The organism is Pseudomonas sp. R38(2017) (assembly GCF_002112395.1).
In the GTDB taxonomy this organism is placed as follows: Bacteria; Pseudomonadota; Gammaproteobacteria; order Pseudomonadales; family Pseudomonadaceae; genus Aquipseudomonas.
In genome coordinates, this window is the sequence record NZ_NEHN01000005.1 from 67,293 (window position 1) to 90,940 (window position 23,648).

Genomic DNA, 23,648 nt, shown 5'->3' on the forward strand with positions numbered 1-23,648 from the left:
TTGATAATGGTCAACAATCGGTGGATCAGTCAGCCCCTGACCACCCATCCGGCCGTCCGGCGACCAACCGCCGGATTGACAAAAATCAAGGCCCTCCCCGTCAGCGTCGGCAGGATAGACACAAAGCGGTGCCGTCCGAGCGCGCTGTCGCCCTCGAGTCCAGACGTTCCTGCATTTGCCTACGGGAGATCTGCCATGTCTGAGCAATCACGCTTCATGCTCGTTGTTTCGCCCCTGATGGAAAACAGCCCGGCGTTCGACCGTGCGGCGGCACTGGCCAAAGCTGCGGACGCCGCGTTGCACATCGTGGCATTCGATTATCTGGAAGGCCTGGCCACTGCCGGTCTGGTCAATGAACAGGCGCTGGAGCAAATGCGCGTGGGCTACGTTGAACGTCATCGGCATTGGCTGGAGGATCAGGCTCGCCCTTTGCGCAAACTCGGCGTGCATGTGACGACGGAGGTGGTGTGGGTGGCCAACCCGCTAAAGGAGATCCTCATTCACCTCAAGGAGCAGCCGATGGCGGCCATGATCAAGGCGCTGGAGCACGAGTCAGCGTTGTCGCGCCTGATGTTCACCCCGCTTGACGTCCATTTGCTGCGCGAATGCCCGGTGCCGCTGCATTTCGTCAGCCACGTATTGCACGCTCTGCCGCGTCGCATTGTTGCGGCGGTCGACCCGTTCCATCGCGATGGCCGCTATGCAGGGCTCAATGACCGGATCCTGCGCGAAGCGGCCAAACTGGCAAGCATCTGCAACGCTCAACTTGACGTGATCTATGCCCACGACCTGTCCTCGATAGGCGCGGCAGAATTCGGCTTCGACAACGCCTCGGCGTTCTTCTCCTCGAATGCAGCCAAGAAGCTGTTCGATGCCCAGGGCGAAGCGTTCCGTGATCTGGCTGAACGCAATGACATCCCCGCCGAGAATCAACACATGATCCTCGGCGACCCGGCCAAGGTCCTGTCCAGCTATGCCGATGCGTATGACGTTGATCTCATCGTCATGGGTCGCGTGGCCCACCGGGGGATCGGGCGGCTGGTCGGCAGTACCGTCGAGCACCTGCTCTACAAAATGCCTTGCAGCGTGTGGGTGGTCGCGCCGGAGAGCCTGGAGGGCTGAGCCCTCGCCGTCACGCGCAGTGCAGTCGTCACCGTTCAGTACTGCACTGCGGCCCGGCCGTCCGCAGTGGTGCATGGTCCGGACAATACGATCAACCCACCTCTCGCAACCATTCCAGCAAATCCATTTCCAGACTGCCCGGTTTGTGAGGCGCAGGCGACAGCAGGCAATAATGCGAGCCGTCCTCTACAAATCCTGATGGCGCGGCCAACACCCCGCTTTCGATATCGTCGCGGACCAAATGCCACGGACCGATGGCCACCCCCAGTCCAGCGACAGCCGCCTGAATGCTGAAGTAAAAGTGTTCGAAAGCCTGCGTCTGCGTTGCAGGAACCGGCTGGCCCGCTGCGGCGGCCCACTCCTGCCAGGCCGTGGGTCGGCTGCTCGTTTGCAACAGAGGCGCCGTGGCGCGTAGACATTTGCCGCTTTTATCGAACCACTCACCGACCTTATCCGGTCGGCAGACCGGCCCTACCTTCTCGGCAAACAAGCGCTCGGCGTGGTAACCGGGAGGCCGGTGGAAATCGTCGCGGCGAATGGCCAGGTCGATTCCCTGTTCAAATGAAAACGGCCCGCCACCGGCCACCAGATGAATGTCCGGGCCGCGATGTTGTTTCTGGAAATCACTCCAGCGCGGAATCAACCAGCGCATCAACAGCGTCGGCTCGCAGGACAGGACCAGCCGTCGCGTACGGCGCGCCTCAGTACGGATCTCGCGGACGGCATGGTTCATCACCCCCAAACCTTCGCTCACTGCTTTGAGCAGTCGCCTGCCAGGGTCAGTCAGAAAAACCCTCCGTTGGCGCCGCTCGAACAAATCAACGCCCAGATCCTCTTCAAGCAGGCGCACCGCCCGGCTGATGGCGCCGGGTGTCAGATGCAGTTCGTCAGCCGCACGGGCGAAGTTCTCGAACCGGCCCGCGGATTCGAAGCAACGCAGCGCCAGCAGAGAAGGCATTCGCCCTTCGGAAAATGGTGATTCAGACTCACCATTTGCTTCAGAAATCATCGTTAATTCCAGCGTTCGGGATCTGTAAACATGGCTTTCTATCACCAACCCACCCAAGGTTCCACCATGAGCGAATGGATAGCCGTAATCACCATCACACTGCTGGCATGCATCAGCCCCGGGCCTGACTTCGCCCTGGTCTCGCGCAACGGCTTGCTGCTCTCTCGACGCGCAGGCGTGCTCACGGCGATGGGCATTGGTCTCGGAGTGCTGGTGCATGTCGGCTACACCCTGCTAGGACTCGGATTAGTGCTTCAACAATCGCCCTGGTTGTTCAATGCACTGAAACTGGCGGGGGCTGCGTATCTGGTTTATCTGGGCATCAAAATGCTTCGCTCCAGACCTGACGTTCAGCAGCCGGATGCTGCGCCACCTGCCCTGTCGGACCTGGCTGCGTTGCGTTCAGGTTTTCTCACCAATGCGTTGAACCCCAAAACCTCGATTTTCATCGTGAGCCTGTTCATGGGTGTCGTCCGGCCGGAGACGGGCCTGCCGGTACAAATCGCCTATGGGGTGTTCATTGCCGGGGCGCATGTGCTGTGGTTCAGCCTGGTGGCGCTGTGTTTCTCCGCCGGGCGAGTGCGGGAGAAACTGCTGGCGGCACGGCAGTGGATTGACCGGGCGTTCGGCGGCCTGCTCGTGGGCTTCGGGGTTCTGCTGACGCTGTCTCAGCGATCAGCCTGAACGCATCGCTACACAGCGATACATAACCCCCAGTTCATGACACATCCCTGGTACATGCCGATGCAAAAGTGTGGGCTATCGGAACCTTCCTTCCGACTCAACCACTCACATAGGCAGGCCTTCTCATGATCAATCAAATCGACACCGTGCTGTACACCGGCAAGACCCGCACCACCGGCGGACGCGATGGTGCCTCGCGCAGTTCCGACGGCAATCTGGACGTCAAGCTGTCGCCACCGGGCTCCAATGGCAGCGGCACCAATCCGGAACAGCTGCTGGCGGCCGGCTGGTCGGCCTGTTTCATCGGTGCCATGGGCAAAGCGGCGGCTGCGCTGAAGATCAGGCTGCCAGCCGATGTGGCGGTGGAAACCGAAATCGATCTGGGCAAGACCGGTGATGCGTTTTTCCTGCAGGCCCGCCTGAATGTCAGTCTGCCGGGGCTGGAGCCTTCGGTCGCCCAGTCACTGGTGGAAGCTGCGCACCAGACCTGCCCTTACTCCAAGGCCACGCGCGGCAACATCGACGTGACCCTGCGGCTGATCTGAATCCCGATCCTCCCTACACGCCCGAGGCACTGCCTCGGGCGTTTTGTTTGACTGGGACAGACGAAGTCGCCGGCCCATGCTGACGCGTGGTCACCAGCCCGATAAAGGAAATCGCCAGCGCCAGGCCAATGGTCGACGTCACTTCCAGGCGATGCTCCGGCGTCAGCATCATCACCGCGAGTGCGGCGCAGATGAACGCCATCACCAGATACGTCAGCCAGGGAAACAGCCACATGCGAAAGGTCAGCTCGACATTCTGCCGAAGCAGCATCCGCCGCATGCGCAGCTGGGAAACCGCGATCACCAGGTACACCAGCAACGCAATGGCGCCGGAACTGGCGAGCAGGAATTGAAACAGGCCGGCGGGCATGAAGTAACTGAGCAGCGTCACCCCGGCGCCGATGACGCTGCTGGCAATCACCGCCGCCCTCGGCACGTCTGCGCCGGAAGTCACTTTCAACGCGCGCGGTGCATCGCCGCGAAGCCCCAGTGAGAACAACATGCGCGAAGCGATATAGATCGACGAGTTCATGCAACTGGCCACGGCAATCAACACCACCACATCGACCATGAATTTGGCGTGGGGAACGTTCATCAATTCCAGTGCGCGCTGATAGGAACCGACGGACGCCAAAAGCGGGTCGTTCCAGGGCACCACGGAAATCACCACGAAGATCGACAGCAGATAGAACACACCGATGCGCCAGATCACCGAACGCGTGGCCTTGGCGATGTTCTGTGCCGGATTGTCCGATTCGGCAGCGGCAATGGTTACCGCTTCCGTACCGATAAAACTGAACATGATGGTGATGAAGGCGCCGACCACCGCCGACAGGCCATTGGGGGCGAACCCGCCATGTTCTTCCATCAACCGGCTGAGGCCGCTGGCTTCACGCTCGGGAATCCAGCCCATCAGCACGGCAAAACCCACGCCGATAAAACCGATGATCGCCACGACCTTGGCCATGGCGAACCAGAATTCGAACTCGCCGTACTTGGAGACACTGAACAGGTTGGTGATCACCAGCAGGATGATCGACACCAGCGCGAACAACCATGCATCGACCTGGGGAAACCACTGATTCAACACATGCCCGGCGGCAAGGGCCTCAATGGGAATGACCAGCACCCAGAACCACCAGTAGAGCCAGCCAATGGTGAAGCCGGCCCAGCGGCCGATGGCCTGATCGGCGTAGGTGGAAAACGATCCGGTGTCCGGTCGGGCCACCGCCATTTCCCCCAGCATGCGCATGACCAGCACCACCAACAGGCCGGAAAACAGATAGGCCAGCAACACCGCCGGCCCCGCCGCCGCGATGGCGTGTCCGGAACCGACAAACAACCCCGCACCGATGATTCCTGCAATTGACAACATGGTCACGTGACGTGGCTTGAAACCCTGCGCCAACTGACCGCTCGATTCCTTCGAATTCAGGCTGTTCATTGTTTTTGTTGTTCTCTGATGGACGCCTCACCTTACGTGGCTGAACTTGAACGCAAATAGCTCGAGTGCGGCATGCCGATGCCCGATTTCGACATGCCCGGGTGACGGTCAGCGAGAAAGACGAGCCTTCGAACTGCTCATGAACGTGGAGCCGATCCCGGGCCTCCCGTAGCACAATCGAAGCGCCCGAGGATGAACATACGTTCACCAAAAACATCGCCGGATGCGTCTAGTCTGCAGGTTCCAACATAGTGACTACAGGAGTAACCCACCATGTTCTCGCACGAAAGCATCCCGCTGATCATCCTTTTCATCATCCTGCTGCTTGGCGTGCTGACGGCTGTTTTGCATCCGGTGCATGCGTTTTTCAGCTGGCTCAAGCGGCGCAAACAAAGGGCATCTGCCGGGGTTGTGAAAGAGGTGGATGTGAGCTGAAGTTGCTTCAGTTTGAATCGGGCGGCATCAGCCTGCGTTGAGTCCGCCGACAAAAAAGGCCTGCCACATTGGCAGGCCTTTTCAGTATCCCGGTCGTTATTGCTTGAGGATCAACAATGGCTCGCCCTTCTTGACGATATACGTCGCCAATTCCGAACCCTTGTCATTCCCGACGTTCTTCGCGATGTGCGCCACGCCTTCCGGGATGAACAGCGAATCTCCCGCCTTGAGCGTCACCGGTGCCCGGCCTTCGAGCTGGTATTCGAAGGTGCCGCTGATCACATAGGCGACTTCAACGCCCGGATGCGCATGCCGGGGGGAAGTGATGCCTGGCTCGAAATCCACTCGAGCCTGAATCACTTCGCGATCCGCTGCGCCCAGGTCCTGATGGACCAGATCCGTGCGGCTCAGGCCTTGTTGCCAGCTCTTTGCAGGGGCTGCGGTTTGGGTGTCGGCGGCGTGTGCAAGGCCGGTCATCGAAACCAGTACGGCGGCTGCGGTCATCAGAAGTGTGCGGCGCATGGTGTTGCCCTCTTGGAAGTAGTGAAGTGACGCCGCTACTTTGACGAGGGCATGTACCGGGAATGTGTCCCGATATCGGCGCTTGTTAGCTCACTGTGTACGAGGGCGGGATTGATACACGCTCATACAACTCTCGCCACCTGCGACAGCCACTGCCTGAAGGCGACGATCTTTTTCGAGCCGGCGTTTTCATGGGGCGTGACGAAGTAGAAACCCGAGTCGGACTTGAGCCGCAAATCGAACGGCGCCACCAGTCTTCCGGCCCGTAAATCGTCCTCGACGTAGGTCGAGCGCCCGATGCACACGCCCTGCCCGTCAATCGCCGACTGCACCGCCATCATGGCCAGGTCGAAGGTCAGGCGCGGGCCTTTGGCCGACGGTGGCGGTTGACCTGCGGCGTTCAGCCAGGCGCTCCAGTCATCGGCGGTCTGCCCGCTGACGTGCAGCAAAGTGTGCCGGGCCAGATCGGCCGGCGTTTTGATCGGGTCCGGCCCGGTGAGCAAACGCGGGCTGCACACCGGGAATATCTCGTCGGCCATCAGCCAGTCGGCGCGCAGTCCCGGCCAGTTTCCGTTGCCGTATCGGATCGCTGCATCAATGCCACCCTTGCGAAAGTCCACCAGTTCGGTGGATGCACTGATGCGCACATCGATCTCGGGAAACGCCTTGCGAAAGGACGGCAGGCGCGGCAACAGCCACTTGGACGCCACCGAAACCAGGGTACTGATCGTCAGGACGCTTTGGTTGCTCGCCTCCAGCAAGCGCTCGGTCGAATGGCGCAGTTCCATGAATGCCGAACGAACACCGGGAAAATAAGCGCTGCCCTCTTCGGTCAGCGCCAATCCGTCCTTCAAGCGCATGAACAGGCGCACGCCGAGTTCATCTTCGAGGCGCCGGATCTGATGGCTGATCGCGGTTTGTGTGACGTTCAGTTCTTCGGCCGCGCGGGTGAAACTCAAATGGCGGGCCGCACATTCGAAAGCTCGCAGTCCGTTGAGCGACGGTAGTCGGGTGAGCATGGGGCTTCTTCAGTTCATGAGATTTTGTCATACGCTAGCATCGCAGATGTCCTTTGCGAAGCGCCGCCACAATGCCGGATTCTAGGCTCTCATTTGAAGGAGAACCCATGAAACTGTACTTCGCTCCCATGACCTGCTCGCTGGCCCCGCACATTGTCCTGCAAGAACTGGCGCTGCCGTTCGAGCTGATCCGGGTCAACAACCAGACCAAGCGCACCGCCGACGGTCGGGACTTTCGGGAGATCAATCCGAAGGGTTATGTAGCCGCACTGATGCTCGACAACGGCGAGGTGCTGACCGAAGGCCCGGCGATTCTGCAGTACCTCGCCGACCTTGCTCCCGACCTGAGACTGGCCCCGGCCAATGGCACCTGGGAGCGCTCGCGCCTGCAGGAGCACCTGAATTTCATCAGTTCGGAAATTCATGGCGGCAGCGCGCCGTTGTTCAGCAGCGAAATCCCGGAATCGAGCAAAACGATCTTCAAACACAAACTCTTCAAACGTCTGGATTACCTGAACCGAATTCTTGCGACCCAGCCCTTTCTGATGCAGGCGTTCGGCGTAGCGGATGCCTATCTGTACACCGTGTTGAAGTGGTTGCCGACGTTCAGTATCGCCATCGAAGACTGGCCAGCGCTGGCGAATTACATGGCGCGTATCGCCGAGCGGCCCAGCGTGCGGACCGCAATCGCAGTAGAGGAAGTCACGCAACCGGTGTGAATCGCCCGGTTGCGTGGTCGTTGCCCGGGGCCAGATTCGGCGCGGCGCAGCGGCAGACCAAAGGTGCATTTCGCGATGCGACAGTTGTCGGATGCCCCAACGCGCCTATATTGAAGAAGGTTCAAGCCCTCCTCCCCTCGAGCGCCCATGGCCACGACCGATCACCTGATCATCTGCGAGCATTGCGACTGCGTGTACGAAAAAGCCACGCTCGCCCGCTACCAGAAATCCCTCTGCGCCCGCTGTGGCGGCGTGCTCCAGCGCCACAACAATCTGAGCGTGGAACAACGGCTGGCCCTGAGTTTCACAGCGGCGATGCTGTGGCTGTTCGCCAATTTCTACCCGGTGATGAGCATCAGCATGAAGGGACTGAAAAACAGCGCGACCCTGTGGGATTCGGTGCTGGCCCTGAGTCAGGGGCCGATCACCTTCATGGCGATGGTCGCGGCGATCTCGATCATCATCGCGCCGGCCTTTCAATTGGTTTTGCTTATCTGGGTATTGAGCTTCGCCCTCGCCTCGCGCCGCTCGCCGGCCTTCAAACTGTGCATGCGCTGGCTGGAGGCGCTGCGGCCGTGGAGCATGCTCGAAGTGTGTCTGCTCGGAGCGATGGTGGCGGTGTTCAAACTGGCGGGCATGCTCGATGTGATCCCCGGCATCGGCCTGTTTGCGCTGGCCGTGCTCAGCCTGTTGCTGATCCGCATCGCCGGACGCGACATACGTGATTTGTGGGGCATCCTGTGAAGCGACCACCGACCGCCAGCGAGCTCAACCTCTGCCTGTGCCACAGCTGCGGACTGGCCTGCGACATGACCGACGAGCCGCACCAGTGCCCGCGCTGCGACGCGCCGCTGCACCGGCGCAAAACCAACTCGCTGGCCCGCACCTGGGCCTACATGTTCGCCGCCCTGGCGTTTTACGTGCCGGCGAACCTGCTGCCGGTGATGAACACCGTCATGCTCGGCAACGGCGCCGACAGCACCATCATGAGCGGTGTGCTGGAATTCTGGGAACACGGTGCGTGGGACATCGCGCTGATCATCTTCATCGCCAGCATCGCGGTGCCGGGGGTGAAATTCGTCGCGCTGACTTTGCTGCTGGTTACCGTGCAACGGGACAGTCATTGGGCGCGCAAGGAGCGTTCGAAGCTGTACCGTTTCGTCGAGCTGATCGGCTATTGGTCGATGCTTGATGTACTGGTGGTCGCGCTGGTGGCGGCGCTAGTGAAATTCCAGGCGCTGGGGGATATCGAGCCGCGACCGGGGATTCTGTTTTTCGGTCTGGTGGTCGTGTTCACGATGTTGTCGGCGATGAGCTTCGACCCGCGTCTGATTTGGGACAAGGCGCCGGCCGAAGAAACCGATGAAACAGACGAGCCCCGACACTCGAATGAACAAGTGCCGGGGCATTGAGTGACTCCAATCAGATCTGCGCAGTGCCACCGTCGACGAACAACTCGATGCCGTTGACGAAGCTGCTGTCATCCGAAGCCAGGAACAGCGCCGCCTTGGCAATCTCGCTCGGCTCGCCCAGACGCCCGATCGGCACGATAGACGCCAGTTGATCGAACAGCCCCTGCGTGTGCTCCGCCGGCACCAGCCCTGCCAGACCTGGGGTGCGCACCGGGCCAGGGCTGATGGCGTTGACGCGGATGCGCCGAGGCTTCAGGTCCAGCAACCATGACCGGGCGAAGTTGCGTACCGCCGCTTTGCTCGCGCTATAGACGCTAAAGTTTTCTGTGCCTTGCACCGAAGTGGTCGACGAAGTCAGCAGGATCGATGCGCCATCACGCAGCAGCGGTAACGCCTTCTGCACCGTGAACAACGTGCCCTTCACGTTGGCGTCGAAAGTCCGGTCGAAGTGCTCTTCGGTGATCGCCCCCAGCGGCAGCATGTCGCCGCCACCGGCATTGGCGAACAGGATGTCGAGGTGCCCGGCCTTCTCGGCGATTTCGCGGTAAATGCGATCCAGATCGTCCAGTTTTGCTACATCGCCCTGAATACCGATGGCACGAGGGCCGATGGCGGCGACCGCTTTGTCCAGTTCGGCCTGACGCCGGCCGGTGATGAATACCGTGGCGCCCTGGGCGACGAACTCCTGCGCCGAGGCCAGGCCGATGCCGGTGGTGCCGCCAGTGATCAGTGCGATTTTGCCTTCAAGTCTGTTGCTCATGATGAATCTCCAGTAACCGTTTCAAAGAAGGTGACGGGTCGTAGGTGAGCCGTTGGAATCGACTTTAGGCTGATGGATTGAATTGAAAAATCCGCAAAATCGGTTTTGTTTGTGCACAGATATGCACAATACTCAGCCCTGTCTTCGATCCTTGAGTGCAGCCCGATGAATCAGTTACTGGCGATCCGTGTGTTCGCCCGCGTCGTGGAAAGCGGCTCGTTCACCAAAGCCGCCGACTCGTTGAACCAGCCGAAAACCACGGTCAGCAAATTGATCGGGCAACTGGAAAGCCATCTCGGCGTGCGCCTGCTGCAACGCACCACGCGACGCCTGACCGTCACCGCCGACGGCGCTTCCTACTACCAACTGACCCAGCAACTGCTGCATCAACTGGATGACATCGATCAGGGTTTCAGTCAGGCCCAGGGCTTGCCCCGTGGCCGGATTCGCGTGGACATCGGCGGCTCGACCGCGACCATGCTGGTGATTCCCGAACTGCCGAAGTTCTTCGAGCGTTATCCGGACATTCAGGTCGATCTGGGCGTCAGCGACCGGCCGGTGGACTTGATCAGCGAGCGCGTCGACTGCGTGATTCGCGGCGGCCCGCTGACCGAGCAGGCCCTCGCCGTGCGCCGCTTGGGCGAAGTGTCCTGGACCACCTGCGCCACGCCCGACTATTTGCAGCGCCACGGCACGCCGATGCACCCGCTGGAACTGGCCCAACATCAGTTGATCGCTTACCGCTCGGCCTCCACCGGGCGCATTCTGCCGTCGAACTTCCAGCGCAACGGCGAACGCCATCAGATCGAAGGCAAAGGTCTGGTCAGCGTCAACGAAAGCAACGCGCATCTGGCGGCCGGTCTGGCGGGTCTGGGGATCATTCACACATTCAGCTACACAGTCAGGGCGGCCATCGAACGCGGTGAACTGGTGCCGATCCTCACCGACTGGCGCCCGCCGGCGTACCCGTTCCACCTGCTGTACCCGCCGAACCGGCATTTGAGCAACCGCGTGCGGGTTTTTATCGATTGGCTGGTTGAGCGATTTGCGCAGGTTGATTAAGGCGTTGCGGGGCATTGCTGATTTTTACGCAAAACACCTTTGACCCAGGGCCGGTTCTTCTCATGTCCGCAGACCGGGATACTGACGGCCATCGAAATCATGAGAACCGCACAATGCAAACCGATTACGCAGCTTGGGCCTGGACGTCCGGCCAAGGGCTGGATGGCCTGACACTGACCCGCAAAACCCTCGTGCAACCCGGCCCCGGCCAGGTGCTGGTGGCCAATCGCGCCATCGCCCTGAACCCGGTGGACTGGAAAATCATCGAGTGGGGCCATCCCGCATGGAGTACCGGGCGTGTGCCGGGTGTCGACGGCATGGGCGTGGTGGTCGCGGCGGGCGCCGGCGTGACGCTGCAACCCGGCAGTCGCGTGGCGTATCACCAATCATTGGCGAGCGATGGCAGCTTCGCCGAGTACTGCCTGCTGGACGCCGCCACCGTACTGTCGGTGCCCGCCGCGCTCGATGATGCAACTGCCGCATCGCTGCCCTGCCCCGGATTGACCGCATGGCAAGCCGTGGAGAAAGTCCCTGCCGGCGAGGCCGCTGATGTGCTGGTGATCGGCGCCGGCGGCGCGGTTGGTCTGCTGCTGGTGCAACTGGCGGTGCAACGCGGCTGGCGGGTCTGGGCGACCGCGTCCGGCGCGCATCATGCAAAACTCAAATCCTTGGGGGTGGTCGGCGTATTCGATTACCGCGAACCGGACTGGAAAACCGCACTCACCGCCAGCCTCGGCGAGCGCCGTTTGCACGCCGTGTTCGACACGGTCAGCGGCGCTCACGCAGCAGAAATGGCCAGCATGCTGGGCTACAACGGTCATCTGGTGTGCATTCAGGATCGTCAGGAAACCGCGCCGGTTCCGGCGTTCAGCTCTGCGATTTCGCTGCACGAAGTGGCGTTGAACAGCTACCACACCCACGCCAGCCTGCAGGATCGCCAGACGCTGCGCCGCAACGGCGAACAGCTGCTGCAAGCCCTGCTCGACGGCAGTCTGATCGGCCCGGCGCTGCAAACGTTCGACTTCCGCGAACTGCCCCAGGCTCTGCGCGCCTTGAAGGACGGCGCCGGTGGCGGGAAATGGGTGGCGCGCCTTCCCTCCGTTTGAAGCGCGTCAGTCTAGGCCTTCCCTTGCGCCTTGACTGACCTCCCGGGTCAGACAATCAATCAGCGCCCGCGCCGATGCCGACAGTTGCCGATGTGGCGGGTAGATCACCGAGAACGGTCGGGAGCGCCCGCCCGACTGTTCAAGCAATCGCACCAGCCGCCCGCTTTCGATCCGCTCGCGGACGATGAAGTCGTAGGTCTGGCAGATGCCCAGCCCCTGTTCCGCCAGCGACACGATCCCCAATACATCTTCGGACACCTGGATATTGGCGCTGGGCAGCCATTCGCGATCTTCGTTCTGTTCACGAAACAGCCACGGCCCGACGCGGCCGGTGCTGGGCATCACGAACGGCAGGCACGCATGCCGCTGCAGATCGTCGACACTTTGCGGCGTCCCGGCCCGTTGCAGATAATCCGGCGCGGCAACCACACACAAACGCGCATCTTCCAGCTTGCGCCCGATCAATCCGCTGTCCGGCAGCGCGCCCAACCGAATAGCCAGGTCGTACCCTTCGGCCACCAGATCGACGTTGCGATTGCTGATACTCAACTCAACACGCACTTGCGGATATTGCCGGGTGAATCGGCCAAGCATGGCCGGCAAACGATAGTGACCGTAAGTGGTCGGCACGCTCAGGCGCACACGGCCACTGAGTTCACCGTCCTGCCCCTGGATCGTGCGTTCTGCATCATCGATCAGGCCGAATGCGGCTCGCGATTGTTCCAGATACAACACACCGGCATCGGTCAGGCTCAAGCGCCGGGTAGTGCGCCGCAGCAACTGCACGCCCAAACGCGCTTCAAGTCGCGAAATCGCCCGGCTGACCACCGAAGGCGTGGTTGCGAGAAAAACCGCACCGGCGCTAAGCGAACCCTTTTCCACCACCGTAACGAACACTTCGACGTCAGCCAGATAATCGAATCGGCGGCTCATCTTGATCTCCAGAGAACAAATTCTTTGCTGTGGCGAGAGTTTATCGCCGCCATGAGCATCAATACAGTGAACCGCACTTTCCTCCACGTACTGGAATCGCCATGCGCTCATACACTCGTCTTGCTTTCGCCTTGTCTCTCTCCGTTGCGGCGTTGAACGCCCAAGCCGCCAATGTGCTGGTGGTTCTGTCGGATTCCGACCATCTCGATCTGAAAGACGGCAAGGTATTCAGCACCGGTTTCTACCTCAACGAACTGATGCAACCGGTCAAGCTGCTGCTCGATGCGGGCCACACCGTGACCTTCGCCACCCCGACCGGCAAGGCGCCGACGCTGGACCGGTCCTCCGGCGACAAGATGTATTTCAAAAATGACGTCGCGGCCCTGCAGAACCACAAAGCGCTGCTGGAACAACTGAAGATCACCTCGCCCGGCGAATCGCCGGTCATCAGCCTCTCGCGGGTCGAGCAAGTCGGCTACGACCATTTCGATGCCGTCTACATTCCGGGTGGCCACGCACCGATGCAGGATCTGTTGCACAGCCAGGCGCTGGGCAAATTGCTGAGCAACTTCCATCAAAAAGGCAAATCCACAGCGCTGGTTTGCCACGGCCCGATTGCGCTGCTGTCGACCCTGACGGATCCGACCGCATTCACCCGGCAACTGGAAAACGGCAAAGCCACAACGGCGAACAACTGGACGTATGCCGGCTATAAGTTCACGGTCATCAGCAATCAGGAAGAAGAGATCGCCAAAGGACTGCTGAACGGCGGCACGATGAAGTTCTACCCGCAGACCGCGCTTGAAAAAGCCGGTGGTGTATTCAGCAGCAACACTTCGGCGTGGGCCAGTCATGTGGTGGTTGATCGTGAACTGATAACCGGACAAAACCCGGCGTCTGCATTGGGTGTCGGCAAGACGCTTGTTGAACGGTTGAAGTGATTGCCGGCTCCGAACCCGACACTGGTCGGGTTTGTCCGGGCTGACGTCATCGTGAGCCGGCTCGCTCTCACACTGGAACGCGTACTGCTGTGGGACCGAGCATGCTCGCGAAGGTGAAGGTTCAAACACTGCAAACTCATGGACATCCCCAACAAGTCCCCCGTTTCGGCTAACCTGACGTTGCACACGATGACCTTTGCCCCAGTCGGCGCATCGTTCCTGAAGCCCACGAAACGGAGAATTCCATGCTCAAGCGAACCCTGGCACTGACCGCAGGCCTGGCCCTGTCCTTTACCGCGGTGCTGGCGCAAGCCGCCGATGTGTTGAAGGTCAGCGCAATCCCCGATGAAGCCCCGACCGAACTGCTGCGCAAGTTCGAACCGCTGGGGGCTTATCTGGAGCAGCAATTGGGCATGAAAGTGCAATTCGTTCCCGTGGCCGACTACCCGGCCGTGGTTGAAGCCCTGGCCACCGACCGCCTCGACATGGCGTGGCTGGGCGGTTTCACCTTCGTCCAGGCACGGCTGAAAACCGATGCCACCACCCCGGTGATCCCGCTGGTACAGCGCGAGCAGGACGCGCAGTTCACCAGCAAATTCATCACCGCCGACCCGAACGTGAAAAGCCTCACCGACCTCAAGGGCAAGACCTTCGCCTTCGGTTCGGTATCGTCGACTTCCGGCAGCCTGATGCCGCGCTATTTCATGCTCAAGGACGGCATCAAACCGGAAACCTATTTCAGCCGCGTCGGTTACTCCGGCGCCCACGACGCCACCGTTGCCTGGGTGCAGGCCGGCAAGGTCGATGCCGGTGTGCTGAACGCCAGCGTCTGGCAGAAACTGGTGGACGCCGGCAAGGTCGACACCAACAAGGTCAAGGTTTTCGCCACCACTCCGGCCTACTTCGATTACAACTGGACCGTGCGCGGCACCCTCGATCCGGCGCTGGCGGCGAAGATCAAAAAAGCCTTCCTCGCCCTCGACCCGGCCAACCCCGAGCAGAAGAAAATCCTCGACCTGCAGGCCGCCAGCCGCTTCATCGAAACCAGCCCGGACAACTACAAAGGCATCGAAGAAGCCGCCCGCGCCGCCGAACTGCTGAAATGACCCTGAGCCTCAAGCAAGTCGTCCTGCACCACGCCAACGGCGTCGAAGCCCTGCGTGGTGTGGATTTGCAGATCAACAGTGGCGAGCAGGTGGCGATCATCGGCCCGTCCGGCGCCGGTAAATCCAGCCTGCTCAACTTGTTGGCCACCGCGGTTCGGCCGAGTAGCGGCGACATCGACGTGCTGGGCCAGCGGGCTTGGCACTTGTCCGCCCGCCAGCGTCAACACCTGCGCGCAAAAATCGGTCTTGTACATCAGGCACCGCCCCTGCCGCCCCGGCAACGGGTGGTGACGGCGGTGCTGGCCGGCAAGCTCGGGCAATGGAGCCTGGGCAAAAGCCTGATCAATCTGCTGCACCCGCTGGACATCCCCGGTGCCCGCGCCGCATTGGCGCGGCTGGATCTGGCGGACAAACTCTTCAGCCAATGCCAGCAGCTTTCCGGCGGCCAATTGCAGCGCGTGGGCATCGCTCGCGTGCTGTATCAGGCGCCGGACGTATTGCTGGCAGACGAACCGGTGTCCGCCATGGACCCGGTCCTCGCCGGGCACACCCTGACGGTCCTGTCGCGCCACGCCCGGGAGCACAACGTCACGCTGGTGGCGAGCCTGCATGCGGTGGAACTGGCGCTGGCGCACTTCCCACGCATCATCGGTTTGCGCGAGGGGCAGATCCTGTTCGATTGCCCGTCCGATCAAGTCAGCCACGACATGCTCGACAGCCTGTACGCCAACGAACAACTGCAATCCCCGGCGCCGGCCCTGACGCCGCTGATTGTGCAGATTCCACGATGCTGAGCGCCGACACCCGCGACCCTGCCGCGTGGCCACGCCTGTTGCTGACACTGCTGGCGATTGCCTTGATGTGGCCGGGGATTCAGCTCAGCGAACTCGACCTCGGCGTGTTGCTGCACGCCGACAGCCAGAGCGAAATGGGCCGCTTCGTCGCGACCTTCTGGCCGCCGGCCCATGACCGGGACTTTCTGCAATTGCTGCTCAAGGCCACCCTGCAAACCCTGGCCATCGCCACGGCCGGCATGGCGTTGGCACTGGTGTTGGCGGTGCCGGCCAGTTTGCTCGCCAGCCGCGCCTTGTCGTTGTCCGCCGCTTCCCACAGCGGCCATCCGAGCCTGTTGGGCCGGTTGCTGCGCTGGCCGGTGCGCGGCTTGCTGATCTTCCTGCGCAGCGTGCCGGAAATCGTCTGGGCGCTGCTGTTCGTGCGCGCCGTCGGCCTCGGCCCGGCAGCGGGCGTGCTGGCGATCGCCATCACCTACAGCGGCATGCTCGGCAAGGTCTACGCGGAAATCTTCGAATCCACCGACCAGCGCCCGGCCCACGCCCTGCTCCAGGCCGGCAGCGGACGCCTGGCCAGTTTCGCCTACGGCGTGCTGCCCAACGTCGCGGCGGAACTGCTCTCCTACACCGTCTACCGCTGGGAATGCGCGATCCGCGCCTCGGTGGTGATGGGCTTCGTTGGCGCCGGCGGCCTCGGCCAACAGATCGACCTGTCGATCCGCATGTTCGCCGGCGGTGAAGTCGCGAGCATGCTGCTGACCTTCCTGCTGCTGGTGCTCGGCGCCGACCAACTCAGCCGCCTGCTGCGCTGGAGGCTGACATGAAGCGTCTGATCAACCCGTTGCTGATTGTCGCGATCATCGCCGCTGTCATCGCCTCATTCGCCTACCTGGGCCTCGACCTCGAAGCCCTCGGCAGCGCTACCAGCCTGAAACAAATGGGCTCATATGTTGGCCGCTTCCTGAGCCCCGACTTCAGCGTCGGTTACCTCAACGCCATCCTCCACGGCGCCATGGAAACCCTCGCCATGTCCGCCCTCGGCACCCTCCTCGCCGCCGTGCTGGGACTGTTACTGGCACTCCCCGCCGCCGGGCGTTTTGGCTGGTTTTTTCAGAGCGCCGCACGTCTGCTGCTCAACGGCCTTCGCGCGATTCCTGAATTGGTGTGGGCTGCGTTGATGGTGTTTGCGGCTGGCCTCGGGCCGAATGCCGGGACACTGGCCCTGGCCCTGCACACCACAGGCGTATTGGGGCGGTTGTTTGCGGAAGCGCTGGAAAACACACCGCCGGAGCCGGCGGATGCGATTCGGTTGCAAGGGGGGAATCCGGTTTTGGCGTTCTGCTACGGCACGCTGCCGAATCTGGCGCCGCAGTTGCTCGCGTATTGTTTGTATCGGTGGGAGAACAATATTCGGATGGCGAGTGTGCTGGGGTTTGTGGGCGCTGGGGGGTTGGGGCAGATGTTGTATGTGAGCTTGAGTTTGTTTCAGGAGGCGCAGGCGGGGACGGTGATTTTGGCGATGTTGGTTTTGGTACTTGGGGTGGATTCGTTGAGTGCCTGGAGTCGGGGGCGGTGGGTTAAGGCGTAGGTTGATTAACCTTTGAAACGGGCTAAAAGCAGGTACTCGGAAGGTCCGCTTTCGGCCAGAAGCGGACATCGGCGATGTGACCGCTACCGGCCAGCAGCAGGCGTTCGAATGAGTCTAAAAAATCGGGGAAATTCAAAATTCGGGTTCACGATTACACCAGTTGCTCACTGCTAATCACCCGGGACTTAACCATTTGAACGCCGCATTTTATTCTTTCGGTGTGAAGCTACAATGTTTGGAGGGCCGTTTTTTTCGAGGTGCAGGTAGGAGTAAAAAATATGCTTTGGTCCCTAGGCGCGATTGCATTCCCTGTGCTAGATTCAGAGTGCTTGTGGCATTAGGCCATAAGGTGGATCACAAGTTGTCAAGCCACCCATGATTATTTATCAGCGGGATACACATGGCGAACAACAGCACGCGGAATCTCTTCATTGAGAACCTCCAGATGTAATCGTGATACTGACACTATACGTCAACTCTAGCAATACGCGGCCTAGTCTGAAAAGATGGATAATGTTTAGAGCATTAAGTTTAGCCGGTGGGGCGGTTTAGGGATTGCCGCCATCCTAGTCCCACCGGTTGGCTTATAAAGGTGAGAGCATGGACGAGTTGCCGTGGTACAAGCCTAGAAAGTATCTCCATTTTGATCGTCCTGTTGGCCAGAAAGCCGCACTGGATTACGTTTCATCCCCCCAGAAAGTTGCAACTCATTCTTTTTATCCTTTTATCACCTACACCTCAGTGATTCTGAAATATCGGTTAGACAATGATCGTGGCATATTCGTCAAGAATCCTAAGCCTAGACCAATCAGTTATTCCGCTCACTTGGATTCGCATATATATGCTTATTATTGTTTTCTTCTGAGTCAGCTTTATGAGAAAGAGTTGGTTAGGCGTGGTCTGCATACATCAGTGTTGGCTTTTCGCTCAATTGATGGGAAAAGTAATATTCATTTTGCACATGATGCTTTCTGCGAAATCAGGGCAAGGGGGGAGTGCTGCGTACTCGCCTTTGATGTTGAAAAATTCTTTGATCGCCTTGATCACTCCCTGTTGAAGGGGGCTTGGGCGAAACTTTTGGGAGTTCATAAACTTCCAGCTGATCATTTCGCAGTTTATAAGGCCATTACCAAAAGTTCTAGCGTCGATAAAGTCGCCCTCTATAATAAGCTTGGTGTGTCTATCCATAATCCACGAGTTGAGGATAAGCGTCTCTGCTCCGCAAAGCGATTTCGTGATGATGTGAGAGGTGGTGGACTTCTTGCTATCAATCCCAACTCACGAGGTATTCCCCAAGGTTCCCCAATAAGCGCACTCCTGTCCAATATCTATATGTTGGATTTTGATCTTGCTCTACTTTCCAAGTTATCCTTGACAGAGTCGGTCTTTTATCGTTACTGCGATGATATACTGGTTATTTGCGATTCGGATAAGGAGGATGAGATTTATAATTATGTGAATGACAATATTAGAAAGTTGGGGTTGAATTTACAGGAGAAAAAAACGGAGATTAGACAATTTGCGTTCGACGCTGCTGGCAAACTTCGCTCGGAAAAGCCGCTGCACTACCTTGGTTTTTCATTTGATGGGCAGCGTGAGCATATTCGCTCCTCCTCTATAACGAGGTATTATAAAAAGCTTCGTAAGCGTATTTGGGTAAGCAAGAAGGCAATGGATCGTTGCAATGAGCTCCGGGCTCGAAGGGGGGAACCTCCGCGAGAACTTTTCCTTCGTACTATCTATAGAGGCTATAGCTACCTTGGGCGCAGAAACTTCATTTCATATGGGTTCAGGGCTGCAAATATCATGGATTCTAAATCAATTAGAAAGCAGTTGCGCTCTCATTGGAAGAAACTAAACAAGTTGTTAGCCGATGCTAGGTCAAGTGATCAATAAAGATGTTCAAATTGGTTCAGAGTTAGCGGGTGTCTGGCCGATGATGAGTTGCAGGAATGCAACTGCCACCTCAAGTTGCACCGACTGTTAATCAGTCTCGACGAAAGTCGCGTATATTAATCATTTTTATCGCTATCAATTCTTGGATTTCGAATAAGATCGACTGAGTCAGCGCTCGAGTTAAATTCAAATTTCTTATCACCCAAAGTAATGATCGTTTTGCACCCTAAATTTATTAACTCGAAGCCAATGTGGAATGGTTTTTCAGAGGACGATGGCATATACGAAATGTACACGTCAACGTTCTGGTAAAAGCATAACTTTACTAGAAAAATCCCGAATTTATCCGGCTCTGTATATTGATAATAAAAGACTGCCGGATTGTCTCCATGCTTAGTCTTGTCGGCGAGTTCCAGGCTTGCCTTTTCTTTAATGAAAGCTTTTAATGCTTTCGGGTTGGGTGCATTTGTGTGAAGAAATCCTAAGAGTGCCTTAGTAGTACCAACAAAACTGGCCTTGAAATGATGTCTGTGTATGCCATAGGCAATATGTGTAAAGCAGTCAATAAGACGTTTATAATCTGGGGTTCCCCAAAGTACGTCGATAAACTTATTTTCGTTGCCGAGCCGAATGAGCCGCTTCTTAAGGAAAACCTTTTCTAATAGCTTGTAAGATGTGCGCTTTAGAGCTCTTTGGATTTTTCCATTGTAATGTTCATAACCGATGGAATTATTCCCAAGAATCCCGGCAATACTAACCATCAGAAATTCATCGTCATCAGACTTTTTACAATTGTGCTCCTCACAAGAAGGTACCGTAATTAAGTTTGATCTTAAATCAACGCCGGCATCCTTTAACTCAGGAAACAGACATCTTGGAGGTACGTGCTCGACAGTGATGCCCGGCTTTTCACACATGTAGCATAATTCAGACATGGCGCCTCACTTCTTATAAGCTTTATGACAGGGTAGCTAATGCACGTGTTATTAAGGGCAGGAGCCTACCATTCAAATCGATGTTGTAATCGCCGACCAAAAGTAGTGCTCCGACCTTGCCAAGGTCTGATCGTCGCGAATCTAAAATTCTAGAATCGCAATCAATAAGGGAATTTAACCCCCGGAAGATTTGGAATATCTCTTCGAAATACAAAATCCAAATGAGGTATTTCAACCTCTGCTTTTTTAGAACAGCACTGCCCGAACTTGCCTCCTCCTTTGCAAGGACAATCAGAATCCAAATCAACACGGAAAAACATATCAATTGGAAATTTTCTTGTCGTCCTAATAACATCCCACTCCTCAAAAGCCTCTTCCAAAACAGCCATGAGGTGTTCCAATACGGAAAAATCCAAAGTCTCATCATTATGAACAACAGAGTATTTTTGGACCGGCTTTGATACAATAGATATCTCTTTAAGTACGATATCATGTGCAACATGAACGCATAGTTTTCCGTTGTATATTTTCCCTTTCGCATGAGAGCATCTAGAGCGAGGGCGAATTTTATGGTCACAGATACCGCAAGAGTAATACCCAACAACCATGCCAGGGCTTGAAAACACACAGTAAGGGTAAAGTGATTGCAGATTTGAAATTTGATGATTTATGAAGAATATATTTTTGTTCAGACAGAACTCTTCACTCGAGTTCCGTATGACAAACTGACACTTAATCTCGCATCGTTCTAAGTCGTACCATGCCTCTCTGTACTCCTTGCGCTTTATTTTGTGAAACGCCTCTATGTAGATCAGCGTAAGCTGAAGAGCTTCTGATTCTCTCCAGCAATTGTTTGCACGCTCTTCGTCCCCTGCAACAACAGCTTTCTCCTTAACTTTTTCCAGCTCACTCAAGGCCCACTTAATGTCTGGATTTTTTGTGTGCTCCAGCGTGGTCAGCTCAAATTTCATTTTCGAGTTCCTTGATAGCAGTGAAAACTTTATCTAGTTTTTCAACCTTGCCATCAAAGCTAATGGAGACTGTTGAGCCGCTTTTTCTTTCGATAATAAGCTTTAAGGATACCCCGTCATCCTTCTGGGCTTTGAGCTTATCATATATGTAAGATGACATAAGATTGCTTAGTATTGGCAGAACAATGCTAGAAATAAAGAATGTTCCAAGCCAAAAGTCTGCCCCGTGCAGGCTTAGCTCTTTATAGTTCTCATCTGTAGAGTAGATCTCAGTATCGACATTGTTATTATTGAGGTAATCAAGCGTATCTAAACTTCCCGCGTAAAACTCATCTACTGTTCCGTGGGACGGCAAAATTATTAAACTCTTTTCTTTGATAATTTCTGCCAATGATTGGGGTGCATTGCGCACTAATTCTTCCCGCGTCAGCGACTCTTCCTTTACCTCAAAACGATCTCTTTTTTCCAATATAGACATTTTACAGAGCACTCCTTTCCATGATTTCGCAGTTCTTAGGTAATATTATGCTATCTAAAACACTTTGGTAATGGCCATTGCGCATTAGCTGTGATCGCAAGCCGCTCATCGGTAGTCAGTCTCCATATGACACTCAAAATTGCATACGCCTGCTCATCCGGAGTTATATCTAGTACACGCCGCGCAGCCGGCAGCTTGGTGATCTTTGCGCGGAAGCTTCAGATGAACGATCGTTTCTGGCCTGAAGACCATGGCCGAACGTCCGCTTTTGGCCGATAGCGGAAGTTCGCAACGTGCAACTTGGTCTTGAATCCCACCTTGATCGGAGGGCCGACTCACGGCCCTCCGATCAATAATCAGCGATTTACACAGCCACGTTTAAAGTCACCACTCGTAACTTCCCCAAGGCTACAACGCCTTGCGTCATTGCCTACGACTACGCCAGAATCCGCCGGCTTGTGCGTCTGGCATGCGGGTTTTATCGTTCCGGGGTCACTGAAAAACAGTGATCGGGTTTGGTAGCCCGGTATTTCCAGGCGCATAGCGCCACCTCTTTGCAGGGATCGTTCTCGTCTCTGCATTTTTATGGTGGCCGTGCGCAGGGCTTCTTCGGAAGCGCCGGGTTCCTGGACCGGTCTACCAACCTGAGCATGGCCACCACCCAACGTTTGGTAGCGAAGGTTGGTGGCTCCTAATAGCTTTCCAGGAGATACATCCATGATCAAACCAACACCCAACCCACCCGAAACCGACCCGACCTCCCCTTACGAATTTCCCGATTCGAAGAAATTCCACGACGCCGCCGAGCGTGCGCTGGACCACTACCTCTCCCCGTCTTCCCGGGTGATGTCGTGCTGCATCGATCCCGAGCCGATGTTCCGGGCCAATCCCAAGTACAACACCGAAGCCCTGTTGGCCAATGCCAGCGAAAGCCTGGGTTCGGCCAACGAGATGTTGAACAACTTTGCGTCCACGCTTGAACCCTCGCATCGCAAGACGGCGTTGGGGATTGCGCAGGTGGTGATGGTCGCCGGGTTGGCGGTAAATCAGGCACTGGATCACGTCGAAGTGGCGTAAGCGGCTGTCGCTAAAAACAGCCTTGAGCACCTGGCATCGCGCCAGGTGCTTTTCCTTCAGGGCCAATGACCCGCCCCCTGCCCTACAGCGCCCGCACCGGAATGCAGATGTCACAGCTCATTTCACCGGTGCGCGGATCGAAAACGGTAGATGCCGTAAACCGCTCGAAGAATGGGCGGTCGTCGCATTGCAGGCCGCTGGACGGCATCCATTCGCGAATCAGCCATGTCCACGCGTTGGCCATGCCTTCGGCTTTCCCTTTGAAACTTGCGACGGCATACCGCCCACCCGGCAGCGCTTGCGTATCCACCTGGCCGCTGGCGACGAAATCCGTCGGCACTTCGACGCAGGCGTCATAGCGGCATTTGTCGGGTGGCGTGATCGAGGGGTCGTCATGACCGATGCCGTAACAGGTCCGGTCACCGAGGCCATGGGAATACATCCATGGCGTGATGGTGCTGCGCCAGAATTCGCCGATGGCCGGCCCGTAAGGCCCGATCAAACGTTGATACGCGACGCGTGCTTTGGGCAATTCAATAATGCGTACTTCCATGGCATTGCCTTCCGATAGCCGATTAGAGCCGTCAGCTTCGGCGAACGGCCACTCGGCCGCCTGATGGCGATTGCCGAAGACCTGATCAGGATTGCTCTCCCGGCTGCCCGATGGCTGCCTGATCGCGGCCGCCTGAGCCTTCAGCCGCTGAGGCGTCGTGGCGCGCCAGGCCGAGGGCGTGCAGCCGAACTTGAGTTTGAAGGCCCGCGCAAACGCCTCGCCCGACTGAAAGCCAGTGGCCAACGCGATTTCAAGCACGGTTTCCCGGCCGCCACAGGACAGCCGCAACGCCGCCTTCTCGAGCCGTCGACGCTGCGCATAACTGCCCAGCGTTTCTCCCATCCACGCGGCGAAAATGCGATGAAAGTGAAAGCGCGAGAAATTGGCGATGTCGGCCAGATGCGCGCCGTCCAAGGGTTCATCAATGTGCGCGTCGATGTAGTTCAGTACACGATTGATCCGTCGCGCATACTCGGCGCGGGAGGCTTGCGCAGAGGGTTGGTTTGTCATTCCCGAGGCACCGTCCATGTGGCTGTTGAG

26 protein-coding genes are annotated in these 23,648 nt (G+C 57.8%); 16 read left to right on the top strand and 10 right to left on the bottom strand.

Annotated features, from left to right (window positions below; genetic code table 11):
* The first annotated feature begins 195 nt into the window (after positions 1–195).
* Complete coding sequence (locus CAF87_RS13210; protein WP_085731788.1) at positions 196–1,122, top strand: universal stress protein; 927 nt, start codon at positions 196–198, stop codon at positions 1,120–1,122.
* Positions 1,123–1,213: 91 nt separating this feature from the next.
* Here CAF87_RS13210 and CAF87_RS13215 read toward each other — a convergent pair whose 3' ends face one another.
* Entirely contained in the window at positions 1,214–2,131 is a 918-nt protein-coding gene (locus CAF87_RS13215; RefSeq protein ID WP_085731789.1) for a LysR family transcriptional regulator, read from the bottom strand.
* 66 nt (positions 2,132–2,197) lie between these two features.
* Between CAF87_RS13215 and CAF87_RS13220 the strand changes: the two genes are divergently transcribed.
* Positions 2,198–2,815, top strand: coding sequence for a LysE family translocator (locus CAF87_RS13220; protein WP_085732251.1), 618 nt, complete (start codon positions 2,198–2,200; stop codon positions 2,813–2,815).
* Positions 2,816–2,940: 125 nt separating this feature from the next.
* Positions 2,941–3,360, top strand: a complete 420-nt coding sequence (locus CAF87_RS13225) for an organic hydroperoxide resistance protein (protein ID WP_085709867.1) — start codon at positions 2,941–2,943, stop codon at positions 3,358–3,360.
* Between the two features lie 13 nt (positions 3,361–3,373).
* On the opposite strand, the gene CAF87_RS13230 is transcribed toward CAF87_RS13225, so the two are convergent.
* Positions 3,374–4,804 (bottom strand): amino acid permease, encoded by a 1,431-nt coding sequence (locus tag CAF87_RS13230; RefSeq protein ID WP_085731790.1) that lies wholly within the window; start codon positions 4,802–4,804, stop codon positions 3,374–3,376.
* A gap of 273 nt (positions 4,805–5,077) precedes the next feature.
* Here CAF87_RS13230 and CAF87_RS29285 point away from each other — a divergent pair, with 273 nt between their 5' ends.
* The gene (locus tag CAF87_RS29285; RefSeq protein ID WP_170929598.1) at positions 5,078–5,239 is read left to right on the top strand and encodes a hypothetical protein; all 162 of its coding nucleotides are present in this window, start codon (positions 5,078–5,080) and stop codon (positions 5,237–5,239) included.
* A gap of 96 nt (positions 5,240–5,335) precedes the next feature.
* Here CAF87_RS29285 and CAF87_RS13235 read toward each other — a convergent pair whose 3' ends face one another.
* The gene (locus CAF87_RS13235; RefSeq protein WP_085731791.1) at positions 5,336–5,761 is read right to left on the bottom strand and encodes a cupin domain-containing protein; all 426 of its coding nucleotides are present in this window, start codon (positions 5,759–5,761) and stop codon (positions 5,336–5,338) included.
* Between the two features lie 122 nt (positions 5,762–5,883).
* Positions 5,884–6,780 carry a transcriptional regulator GcvA gene (locus CAF87_RS13240; protein WP_085731792.1) on the bottom strand — a complete coding sequence of 299 codons (897 nt, stop codon included), beginning with the start codon at positions 6,778–6,780 and terminating at the stop codon, positions 5,884–5,886.
* A 107-nt stretch (positions 6,781–6,887) separates the two neighbouring features.
* Here CAF87_RS13240 and gstA point away from each other — a divergent pair, with 107 nt between their 5' ends.
* The 3 genes from gstA (at position 6,888) to CAF87_RS13255 (ending at position 8,911) form a co-directional block, all read left to right on the top strand.
* Positions 6,888–7,499 carry a glutathione transferase GstA gene (gstA, locus tag CAF87_RS13245; protein WP_085731793.1) on the top strand — a complete coding sequence of 204 codons (612 nt, stop codon included), beginning with the start codon at positions 6,888–6,890 and terminating at the stop codon, positions 7,497–7,499.
* Positions 7,500–7,646: 147 nt separating this feature from the next.
* Positions 7,647–8,243, top strand: coding sequence for a paraquat-inducible protein A (locus CAF87_RS13250; protein ID WP_085731794.1), 597 nt, complete (start codon positions 7,647–7,649; stop codon positions 8,241–8,243).
* The gene (locus CAF87_RS13255; protein ID WP_085731795.1) at positions 8,240–8,911 is read left to right on the top strand and encodes a paraquat-inducible protein A; all 672 of its coding nucleotides are present in this window, start codon (positions 8,240–8,242) and stop codon (positions 8,909–8,911) included. The genes CAF87_RS13250 and CAF87_RS13255 overlap by 4 nt, the downstream gene beginning before the upstream one ends.
* Positions 8,912–8,921: 10 nt before the next feature.
* On the opposite strand, the gene CAF87_RS13260 is transcribed toward CAF87_RS13255, so the two are convergent.
* Entirely contained in the window at positions 8,922–9,671 is a 750-nt protein-coding gene (locus CAF87_RS13260; RefSeq protein WP_085731796.1) for an SDR family NAD(P)-dependent oxidoreductase, read from the bottom strand.
* 165 nt (positions 9,672–9,836) lie between these two features.
* Here CAF87_RS13260 and CAF87_RS13265 point away from each other — a divergent pair, with 165 nt between their 5' ends.
* Together CAF87_RS13265 and CAF87_RS13270 are read left to right on the top strand one after the other, a co-directional pair.
* Complete coding sequence (locus tag CAF87_RS13265; protein WP_085731797.1) at positions 9,837–10,733, top strand: LysR family transcriptional regulator; 897 nt, start codon at positions 9,837–9,839, stop codon at positions 10,731–10,733.
* Between the two features lie 113 nt (positions 10,734–10,846).
* The gene (locus tag CAF87_RS13270) at positions 10,847–11,839 is read left to right on the top strand and encodes a zinc-binding dehydrogenase (RefSeq protein ID WP_085731798.1); all 993 of its coding nucleotides are present in this window, start codon (positions 10,847–10,849) and stop codon (positions 11,837–11,839) included.
* Positions 11,840–11,845: 6 nt separating this feature from the next.
* Here CAF87_RS13270 and CAF87_RS13275 read toward each other — a convergent pair whose 3' ends face one another.
* Entirely contained in the window at positions 11,846–12,772 is a 927-nt protein-coding gene (locus CAF87_RS13275) for a LysR family transcriptional regulator (RefSeq protein WP_085731799.1), read from the bottom strand.
* A 101-nt stretch (positions 12,773–12,873) separates the two neighbouring features.
* Between CAF87_RS13275 and CAF87_RS13280 the strand changes: the two genes are divergently transcribed.
* The 6 genes from CAF87_RS13280 to drt2 all read left to right on the top strand — a co-directional run bounded on the left by CAF87_RS13280 (position 12,874) and on the right by drt2 (position 19,094).
* Positions 12,874–13,713 (top strand): type 1 glutamine amidotransferase domain-containing protein, encoded by an 840-nt coding sequence (locus CAF87_RS13280; protein WP_085731800.1) that lies wholly within the window; start codon positions 12,874–12,876, stop codon positions 13,711–13,713.
* A gap of 245 nt (positions 13,714–13,958) precedes the next feature.
* Positions 13,959–14,819: a putative selenate ABC transporter substrate-binding protein gene (locus tag CAF87_RS13285; RefSeq protein ID WP_085731801.1), complete on the top strand. Its 861-nt coding sequence runs from the start codon at positions 13,959–13,961 to the stop codon at positions 14,817–14,819.
* The gene (locus CAF87_RS13290) at positions 14,816–15,613 is read left to right on the top strand and encodes a phosphonate ABC transporter ATP-binding protein (protein WP_085731802.1); all 798 of its coding nucleotides are present in this window, start codon (positions 14,816–14,818) and stop codon (positions 15,611–15,613) included. The genes CAF87_RS13285 and CAF87_RS13290 overlap by 4 nt, the downstream gene beginning before the upstream one ends.
* On the top strand, positions 15,607–16,434 hold the full coding sequence (locus CAF87_RS13295) for an ABC transporter permease (protein WP_085731803.1): 828 nt from the start codon (positions 15,607–15,609) through the stop codon (positions 16,432–16,434). The genes CAF87_RS13290 and CAF87_RS13295 overlap by 7 nt, the downstream gene beginning before the upstream one ends.
* Complete coding sequence (gene phnE, locus CAF87_RS13300) at positions 16,431–17,198, top strand: phosphonate ABC transporter, permease protein PhnE (RefSeq protein ID WP_085731804.1); 768 nt, start codon at positions 16,431–16,433, stop codon at positions 17,196–17,198. Before CAF87_RS13295 ends, phnE begins: the two co-directional genes overlap by 4 nt.
* A gap of 600 nt (positions 17,199–17,798) precedes the next feature.
* Entirely contained in the window at positions 17,799–19,094 is a 1,296-nt protein-coding gene (gene drt2, locus CAF87_RS13305; protein WP_218189722.1) for an antiviral reverse transcriptase Drt2, read from the top strand.
* 116 nt (positions 19,095–19,210) lie between these two features.
* On the opposite strand, the gene CAF87_RS13310 is transcribed toward drt2, so the two are convergent.
* From CAF87_RS13310 to CAF87_RS13320, 3 genes are all read right to left on the bottom strand, one after another.
* The gene (locus CAF87_RS13310) at positions 19,211–20,029 is read right to left on the bottom strand and encodes a hypothetical protein (protein ID WP_085731805.1); all 819 of its coding nucleotides are present in this window, start codon (positions 20,027–20,029) and stop codon (positions 19,211–19,213) included.
* A 161-nt stretch (positions 20,030–20,190) separates the two neighbouring features.
* Positions 20,191–21,000, bottom strand: a complete 810-nt coding sequence (locus CAF87_RS29030; protein WP_139831725.1) for a hypothetical protein — start codon at positions 20,998–21,000, stop codon at positions 20,191–20,193.
* Positions 20,990–21,478 carry a hypothetical protein gene (locus tag CAF87_RS13320; protein WP_085731807.1) on the bottom strand — a complete coding sequence of 163 codons (489 nt, stop codon included), beginning with the start codon at positions 21,476–21,478 and terminating at the stop codon, positions 20,990–20,992. Before CAF87_RS13320 ends, CAF87_RS29030 begins: the two co-directional genes overlap by 11 nt.
* A 717-nt stretch (positions 21,479–22,195) precedes the next feature.
* Between CAF87_RS13320 and CAF87_RS13325 the strand changes: the two genes are divergently transcribed.
* Positions 22,196–22,555 (top strand): DUF6124 family protein, encoded by a 360-nt coding sequence (locus CAF87_RS13325; RefSeq protein WP_085731808.1) that lies wholly within the window; start codon positions 22,196–22,198, stop codon positions 22,553–22,555.
* Between the two features lie 82 nt (positions 22,556–22,637).
* Here CAF87_RS13325 and CAF87_RS13330 read toward each other — a convergent pair whose 3' ends face one another.
* The gene (locus CAF87_RS13330; protein WP_256576012.1) at positions 22,638–23,636 is read right to left on the bottom strand and encodes a GyrI-like domain-containing protein; all 999 of its coding nucleotides are present in this window, start codon (positions 23,634–23,636) and stop codon (positions 22,638–22,640) included.
* Between the last annotated feature and the right edge of the window lie 12 nt (positions 23,637–23,648).